Raw genomic sequence first — 20595 nt, forward strand, 5'->3', positions numbered from 1 at the left:
TCGACGCACCTGGACCGCAACAGTGCTACCCCCATCACCAATTCGAGCGGCGATGGGGGCAGTTGCCTTACATTCAGGGCGCAAGGGCAGAGGAGAAGTGCGTTGCGGTAGGGCTCGCGGCACCGCCCTAGTCTTGGGGCGCGAAGGCCGAAAGGTAGATGGCGCGGGCGTCTTCGGGCGTGATCTTCTGGAAGTCGCCGAAGCGCCGGCCCTTGGTCTTGGCGACGGACTCCACCAGACCGTCGACATCCTCCCTCGTGAAGCCGAACTCGTCGAGGTAGCGAGGCATGCCCAGCGAGGTGAAGAAGAGCTGGACCTGGTCGATGGCGGCCAGGGCGTCGGAGTCAGCGTCGCCAGTGGGCGCGAGGCCGAAGACCTCCCGGCCCAGGAGCGCGAAGCGCGCTGGGTTCTGCTTGCGGACGTAGCGCATCCACGCGGGGAAGATCACGGCCAGACCGGCGCCGTGGGTGACCGTCGGCTTGGCGGCGGAGAGCTCGTGCTCGAGGCCGTGGGAGGCCCAGTCCTCGCTGCGTCCGATTGCGCAGATGCCGTTGTGTGCGAGCGTGGAGGCCCACATGATGGATGCGCGGGCATCGTAGTCGGCAGGGTTGGCAAGAAGCTTGTTTGCCTCGGAGCGGATGGAACGCAGGAGGCTCAGGGCAATGCCGTCGCTTACCGGTACGTCCTTCGTTGCCGAGAAGAAGCGCTCGAAAATGTGCGCGCACATGTCGGTGATGCCCGAGAACGTCTGCCATGCGGGAAGGCTCAGCGTGAGCTCGGGGTTCATAAAGGCCACGCGCGGGCGTACGAAGTCGCCGTGGAAGGACGACTTCGTACGCGTCTGGTCGTTCTGGATGACGACGGAGTCGGAAGACTCGGAGCCTGCCGCGGGCAGCGTGGGGACGGCCGCGATGGGGAGTGCTGCCGTGGGCGTCACGGGGTCGGGCCTGCGGAAGAAGTCCCAGGCGTCGCCGTCGTAGAGGGAGCCGGCCGCGATGGCCTTGCCGGTGTCGATGGTCGAGCCTCCGCCCACGGGCACGACCAGGTCCACGCCTTCGGCTTTTGCGAGCTCGATGCCCTCGCGGACCTTCTCGATCTCGGGGTTGGGGCGCACGCCGCCGAGCTCGACGCGTGCGATGCCCGCCGCGTCGAGGCTGGAGCAGATGCGCTCGAGCAGGCCGCTGCGTATCACGTGGCCCTGTCCGTAGATGACGATGGCCTTGCGAAGTCCCTGCTTGGAGGCCCAGGGGCCGACCTTCTCCTCTGCCGAGTGCCCGAAGACGAACTGCGTTGGCGAGGTCCATTCGAAATCGTTCATGATGGCTCCCTCTGTGTCTGTCGCGCCTGCGCGCGCCATACGTTTCAATACGGGCTCAATGGTAACAGGGTGGCTATATATGAGCCGCGCGTTGGCTACAATGATTCGAAATGGTTCGCTATTGAAACAGACAGGAGACACATGGCTACCGCAAACGACGAATCCAAGGCACGCGCAATCATCTCTGTCCTAGGTGGCGACCGTCCGGGTATCGTCGCCGCGGTCACGGGCGCGCTTGCGGACCACGATGCCAACATCCTCGACATCTCGCAGACGATTCTGCAAGGCACGTTCACGATGACCATGCTCGTCGACCTGGCCGACAGCGACGTGGACTTTGCGCAGATTCAGGACCAGCTCCAGGAGATCTCCGACAAGCTGGGCGTTCAGATCACCATGCAGCGCGAAGAGGTCTTCAACTTCATGTATCGCCTCTAAGGCGCTCGTCGCTTCGCCGTCCGACCCGGGCGGCAGATTTGGGAGTTACATATGGCTGACGCGAGAAGGACGCGCATCGCGCGCCCCAAGAGTTTTATCACCCGAGCCAACTCATCGGCTCTGGTACATGCCTCGGACGAGTACCCCATGCCCTCGGTGGGCCTGGGGCTTACCGAAACCTCGGCACTTCTCTACGAGGGCGGCCGCAACGTTGACGTCGTCCCGCCCGAGCTGTACAAGAAGTACGACGTCAAGCGCGGTCTGCGCAACGCAGACGGCTCCGGCGTCCTGGTGGGCCTCACGACCATCTCGAACGTGCACGGCTACAAGAAGGAGGACGGTGCCATCGTTCCCGACGAGGGGGACCTGACCTACCGTGGCTACCACGTCGCGGACCTGGTTCGTGCTGCTCAGGCGGAGGATCGCTTTGGCTACGAGGAGGTCTCCTACCTGCTCCTGACCGGTACCCTTCCCACCTCAGAGCAGCTCTCGGACTTCCAGGCGCGCATCGGCAGCCGCAGGCAGCTGCCCGAGGGTTACCTGAGCATCTTCCCGCGCGCCACGTACAGCCCCTCCATCATGAACGTCCTGCAGCGCGCGACGCTCCTCCTGTACGCGTTCGACGAGAAGCCCGACGATACCGCGCCGGTGCACGAGGTCGACGTGGCCCTCTCGATGCTGGGCCGCTGGCCGCGCGTGGCCAGCGTCGCGCACCAGGCCTTCATGGCGGCCCAGACGGGCGAGCGCCTGCTGGTCCCCCCTGCGCAGGAGGACTTCACCATGGCCGAGACCGTGCTGGACGTGCTCCGCGGCGACCAGGGCTTCAGCCACGACGAGGCCATGCTGCTCGACGTCATGCTCATGCTCCACGCCGAGCACGGCGGCGGCAACAACTCGACCTTCACCTGCAGGACCATCTCGTCCTCGGGGACGGACGCCTATTCCGCCTACGCGGCGGCGCTGGGTTCCCTTAAGGGGCCGAAGCACGGCGGCGCGAACGCCAAGGCTGGTCAGATGGTGGACGACGCCTGCGAGCACATCGATGACTGGACCTCCGACGACCAGATTGCCGACTACCTTGCCAGGGTGCTGTCTGGCGACGCCTTCGACCACAAGGGGCTCATCTACGGCATGGGCCACGCCGTCTACACCAAGAGCGACCCGCGCGCCCAGGTCGTGAAGGGCTACGCGCGGAAGCTTGCCCAGAGTCGCGGGGAGCGCGTCGCGCAGAAGTTCGAACTCATCAGTCGCATCGAGCGCCTGGCCCCCGAGGTCATGCGCCGAGAGCGTGGCATCACCAAGCCTATCTCCGCGAACATCGACCTCTACACCGGCTTTGTCTATGGCATGCTGGGCATTCCCAAGGACCTCTTCACCCCGATCTTCGCCATCGCGCGCATGTCGGGCTGGGCGGCCCACCGCATGGAGGAGCTCTACGGTCCCGCTCGCATCATCCGCCCCGCGTACAACTCCTACATGGAGCATAGGGAGTACGTTCCCATAGACCAGAGGAGCTAGCCATGGCCGCGCCCCGCATCGTCTTCGCAGACATGGACGACACGTTCCTCTCGACAGACAAGACGGTGTGCCGGGAGAACCTCGAGCTCTTGGATAGGCTTGCCGAGAAGGGCGTGCCGTTTGTGCCCTGCACGGGGCGCACCTGGCGTGCCCTTCCGGCCGAGGTGCTGCTGCATCCCGCGACGCGCTATGCCGTCACGTCCGATGGCGCCGTGGTGATGGAGCTGCTTAGAGACGTGGCCGTGCAGGCCGCGTCTCCCGACGCGGCGGGCGAGGTTGACGTCGAGCTCGAGTGCGTGGGGCAAGACCGAAGCGCCGTACTGGCGCGACGCCTCTGCTTGCGCGCGATGGGGAAGGAGCGCACGCTCGCGCTCTATGACCGCCTGGAGGGCGTGCCCTGCACCTTCGACGTCTTCTGGGGCGGTCGCGTCTTCGTCGAGCGATGGCGCTACGACCTGATATCCACCTTTGACATCCGTCCCGACGAGAAGCGCGCCATTCTGCGCCACCGCACACCCGTTGACGCCTTCGTTCCCGAGCTCGTGGAGCATCTGGGAGGCGTCGAGCGCGTGAGCCTGTACTGGGGCAACGATGCGCTCACCCCGGACATCCTGTCTGCCGTCGATGCGGACGAGACCCTCCACCACACGCACTCGAGCGCCCGGAACCTCGAGGTGATGGACGTGCGCACGTCAAAGGGCGCGGGGCTCGAGTGGCTCTGCGCGCACCTGGGAATCGACCCTGCACAGGCAATAGCGTTTGGCGACTCTCCCAACGACCTCTCGATGCTCAGGGCCGCAGGCAGCGGCATAGCCATGCTGAACGCCTACGACGAGGCCAAGGCAGTCGCCGATCGCGTCACGGCGTACGACAACGACCACGCAGGCGTCGCTCGCCACCTGAGGGGACTTCTCTAGCTGCTCTGGCCGCTTTGGCCTCGCGCGAGGCGCGCGGGCGCCCTGTCCTGACGCACCCCCCTCCAGTCGCGACACATGAAAAAGCGAACCCCGGCCGCGCTCGGTGCGACCGGGGTTCGCTGTGTATGCTCGTGCGATTGGCTGGGGCATCGGCCTTGGCGCTACTCCTTCGGACCCTTGCTCGCGGAGTCGTGAGCCGCGTCGGCCGCGATGGACTCTTCCTGGTCGGCGTCCTCCTCCTCGGCCTCGATCGTGATGGCCGCGAAGCTCGCGGTGTCCCCGCCGATGACGGACTTCTCGACCTTCTCCACCGTGGCCTCGCGCTTGTCTGCCAGACGTGCGGAGAAGACGTCGACCTCTTCCTCGCGCACGACGTCCTGGGGCAGACGGACGGGCGTGCTGGCCTGCTCGGACTCGGTGACCTGAAGCGTCGAGGTTACGGCCGCCTCGTGGCGCATGGGCTTGCGGCCGGCCACTGCGTTGTGCGCGTGGGAGCTGATGGCGGGACGATGGAACGAGCCGGTGTCGCCTGGGGTCTCGATGTAGTCAAGCTTGTGCTCGCGCTTGGTGTTGGCGAACAGGGGGACGCTCTCGTAGATGATCTTCGAGTTCTCGAGGCCGTACCAGCGCGCCGCCGAGCCGCAGAAGCGGCGGATGACGTACTTGATGCCCAAGATGTTGGAGTCTGCGACCGAGATCTCGGTCTCGGGCGTGACGACCTTGCGGATCAGGCAGAAGCGGAAGGTGCCGACGGGGCTCTTCTTGCGATAGATGGAGTAGTCGCGCGGCTGTGCGGCAAGGCGCCTCTGCTCGACCAGGTTGCTGACGATCTGGTAGAGGTACTGGTTGACACGCTGGTTCACCCTGAAGCCCAGGCGCAGCTGCACCTTGAAGATGAAGTCGGTGCCGAAGTCGTTGACCATGAACGAGTGCGTGTTGGGCTCGTCGGTCACCTGGACGTTCAGGAAGTAGTACGCATGGGCGCGCTTGGGGCCCTTGTCCAGAATCGAGTACAGGATGTCGCGGTCGAGCTTGTCCAGCGACGAGTCATTGGTGAGGAACACCAGGTTGTCGGCCATAATGGGGTAGCGCTCGTCGTCGCGGAGCTTAGAGAGCTGATCGATGTAGCTCTTGACGTCAAGGTAGACCGACTGGGTGTGCTCGATTGCCGTGCCGCGGCGCCAGACGTACATGACGAAGAAGATCGCAGCCGCGAGGCAGACGGTGAAGTAGCCGCCGTGCAGGAACTTCGTGAGGCTCGAGAAGAAGAACGTCGACTCGAGCGCGAGGAAGAACAGCGCGAAGGGCACTGCGAGCGCCTTGCCCTTGAGGACGCGCGAGATGTAGGTGGTCAGAAGCACCGTCGTCATGAGCATGGTGACGGTGATGGCCAGACCGTAGGCGGCCTCCATGTGGCTGGAGGTCTGGAACAGCAGGACGACCACGACGCAGCCGATCCACATGATGGTGTTGACGATGGGGATGTAGAGCTGCCCCTTGGTCTCGGAGGGGTAGCGCACCTGCAGGTGGGGCATGAGGTTCAGGCGCGTCGCCTCGGAAACGAGCGAGAAGGACCCGGTGATCAGGGCCTGGGAGGCGATGATGGCCGCGAGGGTGGAGAGGATGACTGCCATGGCCCTCAGGTTCTCGGGGACCATCTGGAAGAACGGGTTGACGTCCGGCGTCTGGATGAACTCGGGGTTATGGGCGTTCGCAAGGATCCAGGAGCCCTGGCCCAGGTAGTTCAGGATCAGCATGGTCTTCACGAACGGCCAGGACGCGTAGATGTTCGCCTTGCCGACGTGGCCCATGTCGGAGTACAGGGCCTCGGCGCCGGTGGTGCACAGGAAGACGTTGCCCAGGACCATGAGTCCCGCGACGTTGATGTCGCTGAAGAGGAAGGTGATGCCGCGCACGGGGTTGAACGCGCGGAAGACCTCGAGGCCCACTCCGTCGGCGATGTTGACGGCGCCCGCGATTCCCAGGAAGAGGAACCAGGTGGTCATGACGGGGCCGAAGGCCTTGCCGATGGTGGAGGTGCCGGCCCTCTGCACCAGGAACAGGATGCTGATAATCATGACCGTGATGACGATGACGATGGCCTGGTTGTCGCCCATGAGCGCGTAGATGGGCTCGATGGTGCGAAGTCCCTCGATGGCCGTCGTGACGGTGACGGCCGGCGTCAGGATGCCGTCTGCCAGCAGCGCGGCTCCGCCGATCATCGCGGGGAACAGCAGCCAGGCTCCGCAGCGCTTGACCAGCGAGTAGAGCGCGAAGATGCCGCCCTCGTTGTGGTTGTCCGCCTGCATGGCCACGAGTACGTACTTGACGGTGGTGATGAGGGTGATGGTCCAGATGATGAGGGAGAGTGCGCCAAGAACGACGTCCTCGCTCATGGTCTGAAGGCCACCGTTGCCCGTCATGATGGCACGCAACGTGTACATGGGGCTGGTGCCGATGTCGCCGTAGACGACGCCAAGCGTGACGAGGACCATTCCCATCGAGAACGGGATGGCGCCCTTTCTCGCGCGTCCGGCAACCTTAGTCGAACTCATTTCGAACCTCCTGGTCTGAAGACCTAACGGCGTTTCTGTAAACAAGCCAAGAAATCAAACTGCGTTACTCTAACACTTGATGCGCAAAATGCCAGAATCGACCCCGAAAATAGGTCATATATATGGTACTGGTGTGAATGAGGGATTTATTTATCATTATCCCCATTTCACAAGGTGGAAAGGACGGTTTGTGATGTCTGAAGAGATGAGCGAGGCTACGGCCTCCTCCGCCAAAGGCACGGGCATGTCCGAGTTCTTCATGGCGGTTCCCGCCGAGAAGGGCATCGACACTCCCGAGCCCAAGACCGCACGACTCAGCTGGAAGGGCTCGGGCGCAAGCGAGGGGCAGAGCATCGCCTATGACTGCACCGCCGGCCACCTGGACGTCCGCGCCGACACCGGCAAGCTCCTGGGCAAGATGTTCAGCCTGACCTACGTGGCGGCGGACACCCCGGACGCGGGCCCTTCTCGCCCCGTCACGTTCTGCTACAACGGCGGCCCCGGCTGTGCGAGCGTGCCCATCAACTTCGGTGGCATCGGACCCCGTCGTGTCAAGACCGACGGCGTGAGCCACCTTGCGTTCCCCATCGAGGTCGAGGACAACCCCTATACGCTCCTGCGCCAGTCCGACCTCGTCTTCCTCGATGCGCTGGGAACCGGCTGGTCCAGCGTCGCCGAGGACGCCGACACCTCCAAGATCTTCGGCGTCGACGGCGACGCCGATGCGTTCTGCCGCGCAATCACGACCTGGCTCGAGGAGAACGGCCGCTGGACGAGCCCGGTCTACCTCTTCGGCGAGTCGTACGGCACGGTGCGCAACTCTGTTCTGATGCGCTTCCTGGGCGAGCGCGGCGTCAAGGTCGCGGGCGTCACCATGCTCTCGGCGATCTTCGACTGGGTCCAGACCCTCGAGGGAGAGGACCTCTACCACCTGGGCATGATGCCGACCATGGCCGCGGCTGCGCAGTTCTTCGGCAAGGCCGGCCAGGGCGTCGACGAGGACGAGTGGTTCGACCGCGCCATGGACTGGTGCGAGGACGTGATGGCTCCGGCCCTGCTGCGCGGAGACCGTCTTGACCCCGAGCGCGAGGCAGAGGTCGCCGCTCAGATGAGCGAGTTCCTGGGCCTTTCGGCCGAACACATCCAGAGGTGCCACCTGCGCATCACCCTCGACGACTTCCGCCAGAGCATCCTTGCGGACGAGGGCAAGGTCTGCGGCAGGCTCGACATGCGCTTCTCGTCCGACGCGCCCGTGGCCGTGCAAGGCTCCTCGGCCTGGTTCGCTGCCGAGGATGCCGCCGACGACGCCGTCGAGTCCAGCTGGACCAGCGCCTTCAGGGCCTTCGTCCACGACGAGCTGGGCTATCGCGGCCCGGCGCGCTATCTCACCAGCAACTACGAGCAGGTGGGCACCAAGTGGAAGTGGGAGCACCAGGAGCCGGGCAAGGACTGGCCCTCGTCCGCTCCCAACGTGGCCTACGACATCGCCGTCGCGATGCGCCGCAACCCCACGATGAAGCTGTGCATCATGGGCGGTCGCTACGACGCGGCCACCACCTTCTGGAACGTGGCCCACGACATGAGCTGCCAGTTCCTCTCGGCCGAGCTGAAGGGCCAGGTCGAGTGGCACCGCTACGGCTGCGGCCACATGGCCTACGTCGACGTCCCTACGCTCGAGCGCATGGGCAGGGACATGGAGGAGTTCTACAAGTAGGGGTCTCCCTCTTGCAAGGACGGCAGTAGGAGCCGGCCGGCGTGCCCTTTGCACGTCGGCCGATTTGCGTCTATGGGGCATGGGCCTTTGGGCCCTGCGTGGGTCGCGCTCGCGAGAAGTGCCTAGCGCCTGAAGAGGTCGCGCGCCTTGCGGGGAAGCGACGTGATGGCGCGGCCGATCCGGAAGGACGACGACTCGCGGATCATCTCTATCTCGCTCTTGCGAGGCACCATCAGCTCGTCGGGTCGGACGTCGAGCGCGTCCTCGACCCGGATGGGGAGGTCGACCGCGATGGGTCTGGCCTCGGGCGCCTCGTGTACGGCGTCGCCGGTCGGCCCCGGCTCGGGCCGCCTCGAGCCCATTCCTCGCTCGCAGTGCGCGAAGAGCTGCTCGCGCCCGTTCACGACGCCGTAGGCGTGGATCTGGTACCTGCCCAGCTGGGCGCCGTAGTAGCCCTCGAGGTCGAGCACGCCCTGGATGAGCCTCTCTCCCGTGTGGTGCAGCGGGAAGTCACGCATGTCCGACTGGTCGGCGGCGTGCCACACCAGCGCGTGCGGGCTCTCGACGCCCGACAGGTCGTCGGGGAGCTCGATCGAGAGCCTGACCAGGGGACCCTCGACGACGGGCGCCTTGTACTGCGCCTCGATGGATGCGGCACACAGGTCGTGGAAGACGGCCCGGGCCTCGTCGGATGCGGTGACGGCGGCTCTGTTGTAGAGGCGGGCGGGCGTCGCCTTGTGCGCATCGCCTCCCAAGACGATGTCCTCGAGCGCCTCTGCGAAGGCCGCGGTCTCGAGCTCGATGGGAAGCTTTGCCATGGCCTCGCTCGCGCGCGCCGACATGGAGCTCGCGGCCTTCGCGTCGTCGAGCAGGCTCAGGGCGGCGGTGGCGAGGGCCTCCGGCGTGGGCTCGGCGAGCAGCATGCACGAGTCGGGATAGTCGTAGAGGTTGTTCTGCTCGTAGACGTCGATCACGGGCAGGCCTGCCGCCATCATCTCGAAGGGCACGCGCGAGGGGTTCGAACCGCTGATGCTGATTCCGACGGAGCACCTGTTGTAGAGCTCGTTGCACTGCTCCTTCGTGAGCAGGCCCAGGTTGGTCGCCGTGACGTCCTGGGGCGCCAGCGACTGCGAGCCGTACAGGTAGACGCGGACGCTTGGGTCCATGCGGTTGATGATGCGCACGGTGTCCAGGATGATGCCCGCGCAGCGGCGCGGCTTTCCCGGCTGGTAGATCATGCAGACGGCCCTCTCGCGCCTCGCCGCGCCCCTGGCAGCGTCCGTGCCAAGCCGGTGGTAGATGGACGCGTCCGCGCAGAAGGGGGTCACGCGGGCATCGGAGGAGAACTCTTCGTGGAGCCTGCTTGCCAGCCAGTTGCCAATGGTGATGGGCTCGAGTCCCAGCTTGTAGCTGGCAATCGCGTTGATCCGCTCTTCTCCCGCGGGGTAGAACCAGGGCTCGAAGTCCTGCACGAAGTAGCACTTGTGGGCGCAGTCGGACTGCTCGACGTATCGAGCCGTGGGGCTCATGGTGGCGATGGCGACGTCGAAGCCTCCCTCGATTTGGGGGAAGGGGTGAAAGGTAACGTTCTCGCAGCCGTAGCCCTCCGCGATGGTGGCGAGCTCGCCTGCCGTCTTCTCGTAGGGAGGCTGCATCACGAACACCTCGCTTCGGGCGCCGAGCTCCTGCAAGTGCATGATGTGGCGGAAGATCGTCTGGAGTCCCCCGGAACCGGGCACGATGGCCGGCAACACCCATGCGATCGAGCTGTTGGCAAGTGAGGTCTTCATAGCGCGTCTCCCGTCAGGTCGGCCGTCGCGCCCGTCGTGCCTCTGGCTGGGTGGGCGAGAAGTGCCTTACCTTCGACTCCATTGCGACTTCCACAGGTTAATCTCCTCCCAGGGCAGGGAGAGCTCCGTGGCATCGCTACCGTTGATCCAGCGTACCAGTTTATCGCCTGCGAGCTCGCTTCGCTCGATGACGGGCAAACCGGTGTCCCGGGCAATCGAGCGTGCGCGGTTGTCCACGTTCACGATGAGCGAGCGGTGGCCAAGGTTGAGGCTGCGGATGCCAGCGTGGAGGCGCGTGCCCACGTAGTCGACGTCGGGATCTGCCAAGAAGGCGTTGAGCTCGTCGATGCTGGGCCCGATGAGCTGGTAGTCGCCCTTGTTGATGATGGGATCAAGGCAGAAGTCGATGTCATGGCTGCCCTGGACCCAGATGACGACGTGCTCGTACTCCTGCTTGAGCGTCTCGATCATGAGGAGGTCGCTCGTCGCGTCGGCACAGTAGTCCGTGACGGAGGTCAGCACCGTCGAGGCCTTCTTGCGAGGAATGGTCGCGAGGTGCTCGGGCGTGAGCGTCCACATCGTGGGACAGGCCGTGTTGAGGACGTTGCGGACGCCGGCCTCCTCCAGCTTCTGCTTGGTGGTGGAATTGCGCACCGAGTGGTAGAGGCTCGGGTGGAGGACCGCCTTGTAGAAGAGCCTGCTGTACGCGTCGACTGGGTCGTCCAGGTCCTGGTTGTTCATGCCGACGCCCAGCAGGCACACGTTGCGGAGGCTCCTGAGCCTGTGGGGCAGCGCCCACTGGCGTTGGTCTCCCATGTGGGTGTAGAGGATGTTGGTGCCGCACAGGATGGGGATGCTGCCGCCCAGCGACTCGAGTTCGGGAGAGTAGTAGTGTGTGGCGACGTGTGCCGGCGTGGCGTCGGGGCTCAGTACCTCGGCCATGACCTGGCCACACGCCTCCATGATAATCTGGTCGCCGGAGTTCTCGCTTCCCATCTGCGTGTCGAGAAGGGCCACCTTGGGGATGTAGGGAGGCTTGGCCGCCGTCTTGACGGTTGCGGCCGCGGTCTTGAGCCAGTCGCGCCTGCTTGGCATGTTCATCCAATCAAAAGGCCAGCCGCGTCGCTTTTCGAGCTCCCGACGCGGCTTTCAGTTTGTTTTAGCAGGCAAATACGATACTAGTTTGAAGTTAGATGCGGCATGGCTTTGACGCCATTACACAACTGTGACAGAGTCACTATGCCGTGGCCTGGGCATCGCGGCCTGGCAGGAGAGTGCGACGGACGATGTAGGCGTGGTGCACCTTCGTATTGCGCGAGAAGTCCTCGGGAATGGTCTGCTGCGTGATGTCCTCCAGGCTGACGCCAACCTTCTGGAGCTTCTGCACGTCGGGCCTGAATCTCCTCAGGTTGCACGAGAAGATAGCGCAGCCGTTCCTGGTGAGCAGTCGCGAGATGCCGATGATGAGCTCGGCGTGGTCCCTCTGGACGTCCCAGGAGCCCTTGCGCATGCGGCTCGAGTTCGAGAAGGTCGGGACGTCGCAGAAGATGAGGTCCCAGCGGTTCTTGGTGCGGCGCTGCTCGCTCACCCAGCGGATGACGTCGGCCTGGACGTACTCGTGCGCGACGTCGCGGCCCTCGTTGACGAAGCCGTTGCGCTCCATGTTGCGCTTGGCCCACTCGAGGGAGGGACGGCTCATGTCGACGGTGGTGGTGTGCTTGGCGCCGCCGTCGGCCGCGTAGCAGGTGGCCGTGCCCGTGTAGGAGAACAGGTTGAGGAAGCGCTTCGAGCCCTGCGTCTGCTTCATCATCTCGCGCACGAGGCTGCGAGCCTCGCGATGGTCCAGGAATATGCCGCAGTCGTGGCGAAGCGAGAAGTTCACCTCGAAGGTGAGGCCGCCCTCGTCCACGAGGTGCGCGCCCGGCGCGAGCGGAACGAAGCCGGGCTTGCTTGCACGCCTGGCACGTCCCGGGCGCGCGTCGCGGGGGCACTTCTCTCCCGTGTTCGCCTTGGCCTCGCTGGCGTACTGGGAGCCGCCCTTGCCGTGCGTCCTGACGCGGACGAACACGTTCTGGGGCTCGACGCCGATGACGACGGGGGCGATTGCCAGGACGTCGAGCAGGCGCTCGCGGGCGAGGTTGGGGTCGACGTCCTTGGGGGCGGCGTACTCCGAGACGAGCAGCCAGCGGCCGCGCCCGTTGCGCGCCGGGATGAGCTCGGATTCCTCGAAGAGGTCGATCGTCACGGCGTAGTCGGGCAGGTCGGTGTCGTAGATTCGATAGCAGCTGACGTCCTCGCGCTGCGCCCACTTGCGACGCTGGCGCCAGACCTTGGCGAGGCGGCGTGCGAACTGCTCGCTCGCGCCCACGAAGACGGGGATGTGCCGCTGGCGACCGTCCCTGTCGGCGACGTTGACCTGTTCGCGCGCGGGAGAGAGGCCCCTGCCGTCGTAGGTGCGGATGGTCGCGGGGTCCTGGCCGACGAAGACTGCCTCGGTGGCCTCGGGCACGCCGCCCAGCGCCGCGTCGATGGTCTGGTCTCGCGTGATGGCCACGATTGTGTCCGCGCCGCGAACGGCCGTCGAAGCGACGGCGAGGGCCGAGGCCTGCTGGGCGACCTCGTCCTGTGCCACCCACGAGAGGTCGCAGACCGCGAGGGTGCCCTTGCGGTGCTCGAGGCCGCGCGCGACGTCGGAGGGCGCGACGAGGCTCACATCCAGCCGCATGCCTGCGGCGCGAAGCTCCTGCCTGAGCGACGCCTCGGCTCCGGGCCTCGTCTCGCAGGCCAGGATTGTCAGCTTGCGGTCCTTCGACCTCTCCGCGCGCTCGCGCGCCTCGTCAAGAAGCGACTCCCACGCCTTCTGGTCGTGGCCGGCCCAGCCGTCGAATCCCCAGCGGGCGCGCAGCAGTCCGGGTGCGCGGTCGAGCGCTTGGGCAGCCGCCTCCACGAGGACGGTTCCCGCACCGGAGTAGGCGGCGGCGATGGTCGGGCTGTCGTGGCGGACGCTGCGGAACCAGCCACCCGATGCCAGGAGGGCGGCCGCGTAGTCGGGGCGCAGCGGGGCGATGGGCGCCCTGCCCGAGCGCGCGGACTCGTATCCGCGGCGGAAGAGAGGCGCGCCGGAAAGGTCGATGCCCACGGTCGCGCGGTCGCGCGAGAGGCGTACGACGACGGAGACGTCTGGGCGCTCGGTGTTGACCATGGGGCGCGAGCCGCGTCTGGACATGAGGCGGTCTACGATCGCGTCCTTCGACTTGAGGGCGACGAACTGTGTGTTGCGCAGCTGGTCGTTGGTGCCGTGGGCGTCGATCGCGATGGTCGCGCCAAGAGAGACGTGGTCCTCCCACGCCATCTGGGAGAGGCCCTCGTAGAGCGCGTCGGCGTCCGACGCGTCGATACGGCCTATAACGAGGATGACGCGAGACGCCATGCGGGACCAGAGACAGGCGCGGTATGCGTCGGCAAGCTCTTCTCCGAAGCTCACCTGTCCGCGCAGGGGGCGGACGTGCGGGATGCCCAGGGCGGAGAGCTCGTCGGAAAGGATCTGCTCGAAGCCCTTGGGGCAGGTTGCAAAGAATTCCATCTTGTCAGTCATCGGGACACCTTTCGCCCGTCGAGGCCGCAGCGCGGCAATCCAATGTTTAACCATCATATCGCCCGGCATGGCTCGTACCGTCATGCGTGCCCAGGCTGCCGTTTCTTCCCATAACTCTCTGGTGCGAAATTGCAAGCGTTTTTCCGCGAGATGTCACATGTTCAATTGTGTCAAGCAATTGGGCGAGCGAGGTCGCCTGTCGCCTGGGCGCGGGGGTATTATCTATAAACACGCGAACGGGCGGTCCGGCCGCCTTAGTCAATGTAGGGAGTAGATTCATGAACGAGGAAACTGAGGCCAGAGTCCAGCTGTGGAAGGAAAACGTAAGCGAGACGGACCTCAAGGCAGAGCTCGACGCTCTTATTGAATCTGGCGACGAGGAGAAGCTCAACGACGCCTTCTATCGCGACCTCGCCTTCGGCACCGCCGGCCTTCGCGGCGTCCTGGGCGTCGGCACCAACCGCATGAACGTCTACGTCGTGGCCCAGGCCACCCAGGGCGTGGCCGACTACCTGAACGCCCACTACGAGAACCCCTCGCTTGCACTCGCACGCGACTCGCGCCTGAAGGGCGAGGACTTCCAGAAGGTCGCCGCCGGCGTGCTCGCCGCCAACGGCATCCACGTCTACGTGTACCCGCGCATCGAGCCGGTCCCCACGCTCTCGTTCGCCGTCCGTCACCTGGGCACCTCCGCCGGCATCGTCCTGACGGCCTCCCACAACCCCGCCCAGTACAACGGCTACAAGGTCTACAACGACAACGGCGGCCAGATCACCGACGAGGCCGCTGCCGAGATTTCGAAGAACATCGCCGGCGTCGCCACCTTCGGCGGCGTGAAGATGATGGACTTCGACGAGGGCCTGCAGAAGGGCCTGATCGAGTGGACGCCCGAGGAGGTCCTGGACTCGTTCATCGAGAACGTCAAGAAGGTCTCCGTCCCCGGCTTCAAGGCCGACCCGTCCTACTCCGTCGTGTACACCCCGCTCAACGGCACGGGCATGGAGTGCGTCACGCGCATCCTGAAGGAGGTCGGCGTCGAGAACGTCTCGGTCGTCGAGGAGCAGAGGGACCCGGACGGCAACTTCCCCACGTGCAAGTACCCCAACCCCGAGTTCCGCGAGGCGCTCCAGCTTGCGCTTGACCTTGCGGAGAAGGTCAAGCCCAGCCTGGTCGTGGCCACTGACCCCGACGCGGACCGCATGGGCACGGCGATTCCCCACGACGGCGAGTACAAGCTGCTCTCCGGCAACGAGATGGGCGTGCTCCTGATGAACTGGCTCGCCGAGATGGCCGCGGCCAACGGCGAGGACGTCGCCCGCAAGGTCGCCGTCACCACCATCGTCTCGTCTGCCATGCCCGACGCGCTTGCGAGCGACAAGGGCTTCGAGCTCCGTCGCGTCCTGACGGGCTTCAAGTACATCGGCGACCAGATTGACCAGCTCAAGGCCGAGGGCGAGGAGGACCGCTACCTGATGGGCTTCGAGGAGTCCTACGGCTACCTCATCGGTACCCACGCGCGCGACAAGGACGCCATCGTCGCGGTCGAGATGTGCGTCGAGATGGCAGCGCACTACGCCGCCCAGGGCAAGGACCTCTACGAGGCCATGGAGGACCTGTACCAGAAGTACGGCTATTACCTCAACGGCACGGTCAACGCCCAGTTCCCGGGTGCCGCCGGCGCCGCCCACATGGCCGAGATCATGGACGGCCTCCGCAGCAACCCGCCCCAGGAGATCGCGGGCTACAAGGTCGTCGGCATGACCGACTACGCAACCGCCCCCGAGATGCCGCGCCTCTCCGGCCTGCAGAAGGAGCCCGCTCAGGCGCTTCCTCCCGCGAACGTCATCGAGTTCCGCCTCGAGGGCGACAACAAGGTCATCTTCCGCCCCTCCGGAACCGAGCCCAAGGTAAAGGCCTATCTCTTCTCCAAGGGTGCCACGCGCGCCGAGTCAGAGGCCGTCTGCGACAAGCTTCGCTCTGCCTCCGAGGCGCTCCTCAAGTAAGGCAACGCAGGCATATGGCCGTTCAGGCAAGAAGAACCGCCGGTGCGAGAGAGTCGCACCGGCGGTTCATTTTTGCCGGTCTGGCCGCGTTGGGTAGGGAGAGGAGGAGAAGTGCTCTCCCTGCCGCTAGTCCGAGGTGCTCTCGGACGCGTCTCCCGAAGTGCTCGCGCCCTGAGAGTCGTCTGCAGAGTCCTGGGTTTCGCTCTGCGCCTGTCCGATGGCATACATGATCGAGGAGTTTCCGCCCACGGTCCCCGCAGCCCAGGTGTGGGTCGAGGCGGAGCTGCTGTCCGGATCATAGAGCGTTATCGAGCCGTCGCCATTGACGCCCACGATGACCGCCCAGTGGGCGTAGGGCGTGGTGAAGCCCGCATTGAGCTTGATGATGATCGGCGTGCCGTCCGCGAGGACGGTCGTGATGTTCTCTCCCGAGGACTTGTACTCACGGCAGGTGAGGCCCAGCTTGCCGGCCGCCGCCGCGAAGAACTCGTTTGCGCTGCCAGAGTCGTCCGAGGCGTAGTTGCCGTCGTTGGAGATCTCGATCAGCTTGGTTACCGTGAGGTCGCTCTTTCCGGTGAGGCCCATGTAGGCCATCAGCATCGAGGTGAGGCCTGATCCGTTCACGCCCACGTTGCTGTTGCCGTAATCGAGGTGGCCCCAGCGCGCGTCCCAGTCGTAGAACTGCGGGTAGGCGCCCTTCTCGACGCTCTCTCCGAGCTCCTCTTCCTTCTTCTCGTGGTCGGGGACGCTCAGGACGAAGTCGAGGGCGTCAGGCTCGCGGAGGGCGAGCTCGGGAAGGCGCTCGTCCTTGTACTCGCCGGCCTGCTTGGCGAGCTTCTGGTACTTGTCTCCCTGGTCGAGCTTGGGCGTGAACTCGTTTGTCAGGCTCTCCGAGACGCCGGCGCTCACGCGAGAGTCGTAGGAGTTCACCTCCTCCTGGCTTTGCCCCTGGTTGTCGTCCTTGCGCGCGCAGCCGCGGGCACAGTTGGAGACGATCACGATCAGGAGGACGAGAAGGGCGATGGCCCCTATGAGGAAGATCGCGCGTCTCTGGTCTATCCCATACTGGCCCAGGATGCCGCCATGCCTCCTGGCGCCGCGCCTGAGGTTGTAGCCGGTGTCATGCCCGCTCAGGCTTCGGTAGTTGTGGTTGCTCTTGTAGCGGCTGGCGCGAAGGGGGTCCGCCCCCTGAGGATGTCCCGGTCGCTGGCCGTGATGGACTCCCCCCGAATGGATCTTGCCGCCCCCCGGGCCTCTTCGACCCCGACCATCGGGTCGCGCACCTCTGTGCTGCCTGGGGTCTCGACGTCTGTCGTCTGTGGGGTAGGGCATGTGATGCTCCTCAGTCTGGTGCATATATGCTTTGTGTGCTGAACGATCGTCCACTGCTGCCCATAGTAAGCCACTTCTGCCCTCGCTAGCTGGTGAAGTAGGGGAGCGGCCCCTCGGCCGTCCGGGCGCGATTTCGCCTTCTGGAAAACAGTTAATGTACCTTTAACCAATACTTGTTGACATATATCAATAACTAACGTACTTTTATACAGACCCACGGGATTTTGAAGAGTGCTCTTTCAGTTTTTCTAATTTGCAAGCTCTGGAGGCTGTATATGGTCAAGAGGCGCAACAATAGGCAGGATGCCATCAGGGACATCGTCCGCGGCAAGTCCATTCGCACGCAGCGTGCCCTTGTTGACGAGCTCCAGTCTATTGGTTTCAACTGCACGCAGGCAACCGTCTCGCGAGACATCGCGGACATGGGGTTGCGCAAGCTGTCTGAGGGCATCTACGTTCTGGCGGAGGACCTCCACCTTCAGCGTATGGTATCCGAGTTCGTCAGCAGCGTCGAGCGTGCCGACAATCTCGTTGTCATCAAGAGCCAGCCGGGCACCGCTCCCGGCGTCGCCGCAGCCGTCGACGCCGCGGCACTCCCCGAGGTTAAGGGTTCCGTCGCGGGTAACGACACCGTCTTGGTAGTATCTGGCAGCAACGATGCCGCTCAGGATCTGGTCAACCTCGTCAGCAAGCTTCGCGACACGCGCAAGTAGCCAGATTCTCGCCGAGCCTCGGCAGGCATCATCGATTGTGTGGGCGCCCCTCGCGGGCGCCTTTTTTCGTTGCCTTTGCCACGCAGGGAAGAAGCCCTTCAGTCCTTCTTGCCGCGGTGCGTCTCTTCGCCCATCAGTCGGCACATTCCCCCTCGCCCTGTATGGCGGGCATGAAAACGCTCCCCCGTCCGAAGGGACAGAGGAGCGTTGGTCTTGCTATGCAAGGTGTGCGTCTACTCGCCTGCGGCAGGAGCCTCTCCGCCGCCTCCGCCGGTCTCACCGCCACCCGTGGCAACCTCGTCTCCGTCGTTCGTTGTCGGAGCCGTGTTCGTGTTAGCTGTGTTCGTGTTGGTTTCGGTCGGCGCAGTCTGCGTCTCTGCCGTCTCCTCGGTCTTGGTCTCCGTCTTGGTCGAGGACGAGTCTGTGGCAGACGAGTTGGTGTTCGAGAAGGTCCATGAGCTGTTGGGCTTGTAGCTGATCTTGCCCGTCGCCTTTGGCCAGGACCCGGTATCGACGCCGGCCAGCGCGCTGTTTACGAAGCTCACGAATATGGGGACGGTCGTGTTGTACGGGTGGGCGTAGCTTCCGTAGGCCTTGACGGTGCCCTCCTCGCGGTAGCCGCACCAGACGGCGACGGACAGCTGAGGCGTGATGCCGCAGAACCAGAGGTCTCGGTAGTTCTCGGACGTACCCGTCTTGCCGGCAACGGGCTGCTTCACCTTGAGCGTCGACGCAATGACGCTTGCGGTGCCGTTGCCGCGGCAGACGCCCTCCATCACGTTGATGGCGGCTGCGGCCACCTCTGTCGAGAATACCGTCGTCGGGTTGTCCTGGTGCTCGTACACGACGTTTCCGTTGCGGTCCTCGATCTTGGTAATCGCGATGGCGTCACGGTGCGTGCCTCCCGAGGCCACCGTCGCATAGGCCTCCGCCATCTGGACGACCGGGATGCCAACGGTGCCCAGCGTGATGGAGTCGTAGGCCGGCAGGTCGACGTCTACGCCCATTGCCTTGGTCATGCTGACGACCTTGTCGGCACCAAGGGCACCAATGACCTGGGCGAATCCGGTGTTCGAGGAGTACGCGAACGCCTGGGAGAGCGAGATGTAGCCATAGCTCGCGTTAGCGAAGTTCTGCACCTTCCACGTGGGCGATATTCGCATGGGCGAGTTGCAGTTGATGGTGATGTTGGGGTTCATGCCCTCGCTGAGGGCGGTCACCAACGTGAAGGTCTTGAAGCTCGATCCAGGCTGCCTCTCGGCCTGCGTTGCCAGGTTGTACTGGTTCTGGTTGTAGTCGCGGCCGCCGACCATGGCCTTGATGTAGCCGGTGCTGGGATCGACTGCGACGAGCGCGGCCTCGAGTCGGTCGTTGCCGATCCTGTCGAGGTTCGAGCTGACGGAGTCCTGCGCCGCGTTCTGCATGTTGGGGTCGAGGGTCGTGTAGACCTTGAGGCCGCCCTGCATGACTGTGTCGGAGTCGAAGTCCTCCAGGAGGAGCTGCTTGACGTAGTCCGAGAAGTATGGATAGGAGCCGACCGGGTCGGAGAAGCTGCCCGGGTTGGTCACGAGCGGCTCGGCGACGGCGGCGTCGTGCTCCTCCTGCGTGATGTCGCCCGCGGAGAGCATGCGGTCTAGAACGGTGTTCCTGCGCTTCGTCGCGGCCTCGGGGTTCTTGAGGGGGTCGTAGACGGAGGGGGACTGGGGCAGGCCCGCAAGGGTGGCGGCTTCGGCCAGAGTGAGGTCCGATGCGTTCTTGTTGAAGTAGGTGACGGAGGCCGCCTGGATGCCGTAGGCGCTGTGGCCGAAGTAGATGGTGTTGAGGTACATGTTCAGAATCTGGTCCTTGGTGTACATCTTCTCCATCTGGATGGCGATGTAGGCCTCGCGCACCTTGCGCTTGAGGGTGCGGTCATACTGCTCGTCCGAAAGGACGGTGTTTCTCACCAGCTGCTGTGTGATGGTAGAGGCGCCCTCCGAGCCGCCGCCCAGCGAGACGAAGGCCGCACGCAGGATGCCCTGCGGGTCGACGCCGTTGTGCTGGTAGAAGCGGACGTCCTCGGTGTCGACGATGGCGACCTTCACGTAGTCGGAGATTTGGTCCATGTCGACCGACCTGCGGTTCTGCAGGTAGTACTCGGCAATAACCGACCCGTCCGATGCGTATACCGTCGTCGGCTCAGCCACGAGGTACGCATCTGCCGAGGTGTAGTCGGGCAGGTCCTGCAGCCACCCGTTGATCATGACTCCCAGAGACGCGCAAAGTGCCGCTACAAGCAGGGCGATGAAGCCGAAGGCCCCAGCAACGCCGAACCCAAAGGCGTGGGTGCGGGAATGCAGGTGCGCCCTGCGCTTGCGGATGCTCATATAAATCCTCCTCGAATAGCCACATACGTTCCCAATTATAGAGAAGTGCGCGCGACGCAACCCTATGGCGAGCACTCACCATCGCGTCTTCTTAGCTTGCGCGTACCTGAAGCTAGTGAAAGTTATCGGTCGGCTAGTGAAAGTTATCAGTCGAACAGACGAGTGGCGTCGAGGTGAGGTGGGGCTGTGCGAGACTTAAAAGGATGCGCGCCGCTTCGGATGGGGTGCGCTTCGCCGATTCCTTGGGGGAATCACGCACGTTGGGCCGGAAGATTGGTTTTGATATGGGTAAGCACTTCTCTCAGAGCGATGGCAACAAGAACGTTCGTGGCCGGG

At 64.6% G+C, this 20595-nt stretch carries 13 protein-coding genes; 6 read left to right on the forward strand and 7 right to left on the reverse strand.

Going from position 1 to position 20595, the window contains the following annotated elements; translation table 11 throughout:
- Positions 1-127 precede the first annotated feature (127 nt).
- Positions 128-1318: an iron-containing alcohol dehydrogenase gene (locus BMY31_RS01210; protein WP_091007518.1), complete on the reverse strand. Its 1191-nt coding sequence runs from the start codon at positions 1316-1318 to the stop codon at positions 128-130.
- Between the two features lie 141 nt (positions 1319-1459).
- Here BMY31_RS01210 and BMY31_RS01215 point away from each other — a divergent pair, with 141 nt between their 5' ends.
- Genes BMY31_RS01215 through BMY31_RS01225 form a run of 3 tightly spaced genes read left to right on the forward strand, consistent with a single transcriptional unit; the run spans position 1460 to position 4191 of the window.
- Positions 1460-1756, forward strand: a complete 297-nt coding sequence (locus BMY31_RS01215; protein WP_078686461.1) for an ACT domain-containing protein — start codon at positions 1460-1462, stop codon at positions 1754-1756.
- Between the two features lie 51 nt (positions 1757-1807).
- The gene (locus BMY31_RS01220) at positions 1808-3274 is read left to right on the forward strand and encodes a citrate synthase (protein ID WP_257612314.1); all 1467 of its coding nucleotides are present in this window, start codon (positions 1808-1810) and stop codon (positions 3272-3274) included.
- A gap of 2 nt (positions 3275-3276) precedes the next feature.
- Positions 3277-4191 carry an HAD family hydrolase gene (locus tag BMY31_RS01225; RefSeq protein WP_091007521.1) on the forward strand — a complete coding sequence of 305 codons (915 nt, stop codon included), beginning with the start codon at positions 3277-3279 and terminating at the stop codon, positions 4189-4191.
- Between the two features lie 161 nt (positions 4192-4352).
- Here the strand turns inward: BMY31_RS01225 and BMY31_RS01230 are convergent, their stop codons facing one another.
- A complete protein-coding gene (locus BMY31_RS01230; RefSeq protein ID WP_091007524.1) occupies positions 4353-6746 on the reverse strand; it encodes a KUP/HAK/KT family potassium transporter in 2394 nt (797 codons plus the stop codon).
- A gap of 193 nt (positions 6747-6939) precedes the next feature.
- On the opposite strand from BMY31_RS01230, the gene BMY31_RS01235 reads away from it, so the two are divergent.
- On the forward strand, positions 6940-8460 hold the full coding sequence (locus BMY31_RS01235; RefSeq protein ID WP_091007526.1) for a S10 family peptidase: 1521 nt from the start codon (positions 6940-6942) through the stop codon (positions 8458-8460).
- Positions 8461-8582: 122 nt separating this feature from the next.
- On the opposite strand, the gene BMY31_RS01240 is transcribed toward BMY31_RS01235, so the two are convergent.
- The 3 genes from BMY31_RS01240 to rlmKL form a co-directional block, all read right to left on the reverse strand.
- Positions 8583-10250, reverse strand: a complete 1668-nt coding sequence (locus BMY31_RS01240) for a rhamnosyltransferase WsaF family glycosyltransferase (protein WP_091007529.1) — start codon at positions 10248-10250, stop codon at positions 8583-8585.
- Between the two features lie 66 nt (positions 10251-10316).
- Complete coding sequence (locus BMY31_RS01245) at positions 10317-11345, reverse strand: polysaccharide pyruvyl transferase family protein (RefSeq protein ID WP_159443957.1); 1029 nt, start codon at positions 11343-11345, stop codon at positions 10317-10319.
- A gap of 142 nt (positions 11346-11487) precedes the next feature.
- Positions 11488-13845, reverse strand: coding sequence for a bifunctional 23S rRNA (guanine(2069)-N(7))-methyltransferase RlmK/23S rRNA (guanine(2445)-N(2))-methyltransferase RlmL (rlmKL, locus tag BMY31_RS01250; RefSeq protein ID WP_090991411.1), 2358 nt, complete (start codon positions 13843-13845; stop codon positions 11488-11490).
- Positions 13846-14123: 278 nt separating this feature from the next.
- On the opposite strand from rlmKL, the gene BMY31_RS01255 reads away from it, so the two are divergent.
- Positions 14124-15848: a phospho-sugar mutase gene (locus BMY31_RS01255; protein WP_078686468.1), complete on the forward strand. Its 1725-nt coding sequence runs from the start codon at positions 14124-14126 to the stop codon at positions 15846-15848.
- A gap of 126 nt (positions 15849-15974) precedes the next feature.
- Here BMY31_RS01255 and BMY31_RS01260 read toward each other — a convergent pair whose 3' ends face one another.
- Complete coding sequence (locus BMY31_RS01260) at positions 15975-17180, reverse strand: papain-like cysteine protease family protein (RefSeq protein WP_180371320.1); 1206 nt, start codon at positions 17178-17180, stop codon at positions 15975-15977.
- Positions 17181-17455: 275 nt separating this feature from the next.
- Here BMY31_RS01260 and BMY31_RS01265 point away from each other — a divergent pair, with 275 nt between their 5' ends.
- Positions 17456-17893 (forward strand): arginine repressor, encoded by a 438-nt coding sequence (locus BMY31_RS01265; protein WP_078686470.1) that lies wholly within the window; start codon positions 17456-17458, stop codon positions 17891-17893.
- Between the two features lie 233 nt (positions 17894-18126).
- On the opposite strand, the gene BMY31_RS01270 is transcribed toward BMY31_RS01265, so the two are convergent.
- The gene (locus tag BMY31_RS01270) at positions 18127-20259 is read right to left on the reverse strand and encodes a transglycosylase domain-containing protein (protein ID WP_091007533.1); all 2133 of its coding nucleotides are present in this window, start codon (positions 20257-20259) and stop codon (positions 18127-18129) included.
- Positions 20260-20595 lie beyond the last annotated feature (336 nt).

The sequence above is a fragment of the Parafannyhessea umbonata genome (assembly GCF_900111255.1).
In the GTDB taxonomy this organism is placed as follows: Bacteria; Actinomycetota; Coriobacteriia; order Coriobacteriales; family Atopobiaceae; genus Olsenella_J; species Olsenella_J umbonata_A.

Coding starts and splice junctions, on each gene's coding strand:
- BMY31_RS01245 (WP_159443957.1), bottom strand. CDS start 11,345: ATGCCAAGCAGGCGCGACTGGCTCAAGACCGCGGCCGCAACCGTCAAG.
- BMY31_RS01240 (WP_091007529.1), bottom strand. CDS start 10,250: ATGAAGACCTCACTTGCCAACAGCTCGATCGCATGGGTGTTGCCGGCC.
- BMY31_RS01225 (WP_091007521.1), top strand. CDS start 3,277: ATGGCCGCGCCCCGCATCGTCTTCGCAGACATGGACGACACGTTCCTC.
- BMY31_RS01260 (WP_180371320.1), bottom strand. CDS start 17,180: ATGCCCTACCCCACAGACGACAGACGTCGAGACCCCAGGCAGCACAGA.
- BMY31_RS01215 (WP_078686461.1), top strand. CDS start 1,460: ATGGCTACCGCAAACGACGAATCCAAGGCACGCGCAATCATCTCTGTC.
- BMY31_RS01210 (WP_091007518.1), bottom strand. CDS start 1,318: ATGAACGATTTCGAATGGACCTCGCCAACGCAGTTCGTCTTCGGGCAC.
- BMY31_RS01235 (WP_091007526.1), top strand. CDS start 6,940: ATGTCTGAAGAGATGAGCGAGGCTACGGCCTCCTCCGCCAAAGGCACG.
- rlmKL (WP_090991411.1), bottom strand. CDS start 13,845: ATGACTGACAAGATGGAATTCTTTGCAACCTGCCCCAAGGGCTTCGAG.
- BMY31_RS01270 (WP_091007533.1), bottom strand. CDS start 20,259: ATGAGCATCCGCAAGCGCAGGGCGCACCTGCATTCCCGCACCCACGCC.
- BMY31_RS01265 (WP_078686470.1), top strand. CDS start 17,456: ATGGTCAAGAGGCGCAACAATAGGCAGGATGCCATCAGGGACATCGTC.
- BMY31_RS01220 (WP_257612314.1), top strand. CDS start 1,808: ATGGCTGACGCGAGAAGGACGCGCATCGCGCGCCCCAAGAGTTTTATC.
- BMY31_RS01230 (WP_091007524.1), bottom strand. CDS start 6,746: ATGAGTTCGACTAAGGTTGCCGGACGCGCGAGAAAGGGCGCCATCCCG.
- BMY31_RS01255 (WP_078686468.1), top strand. CDS start 14,124: ATGAACGAGGAAACTGAGGCCAGAGTCCAGCTGTGGAAGGAAAACGTA.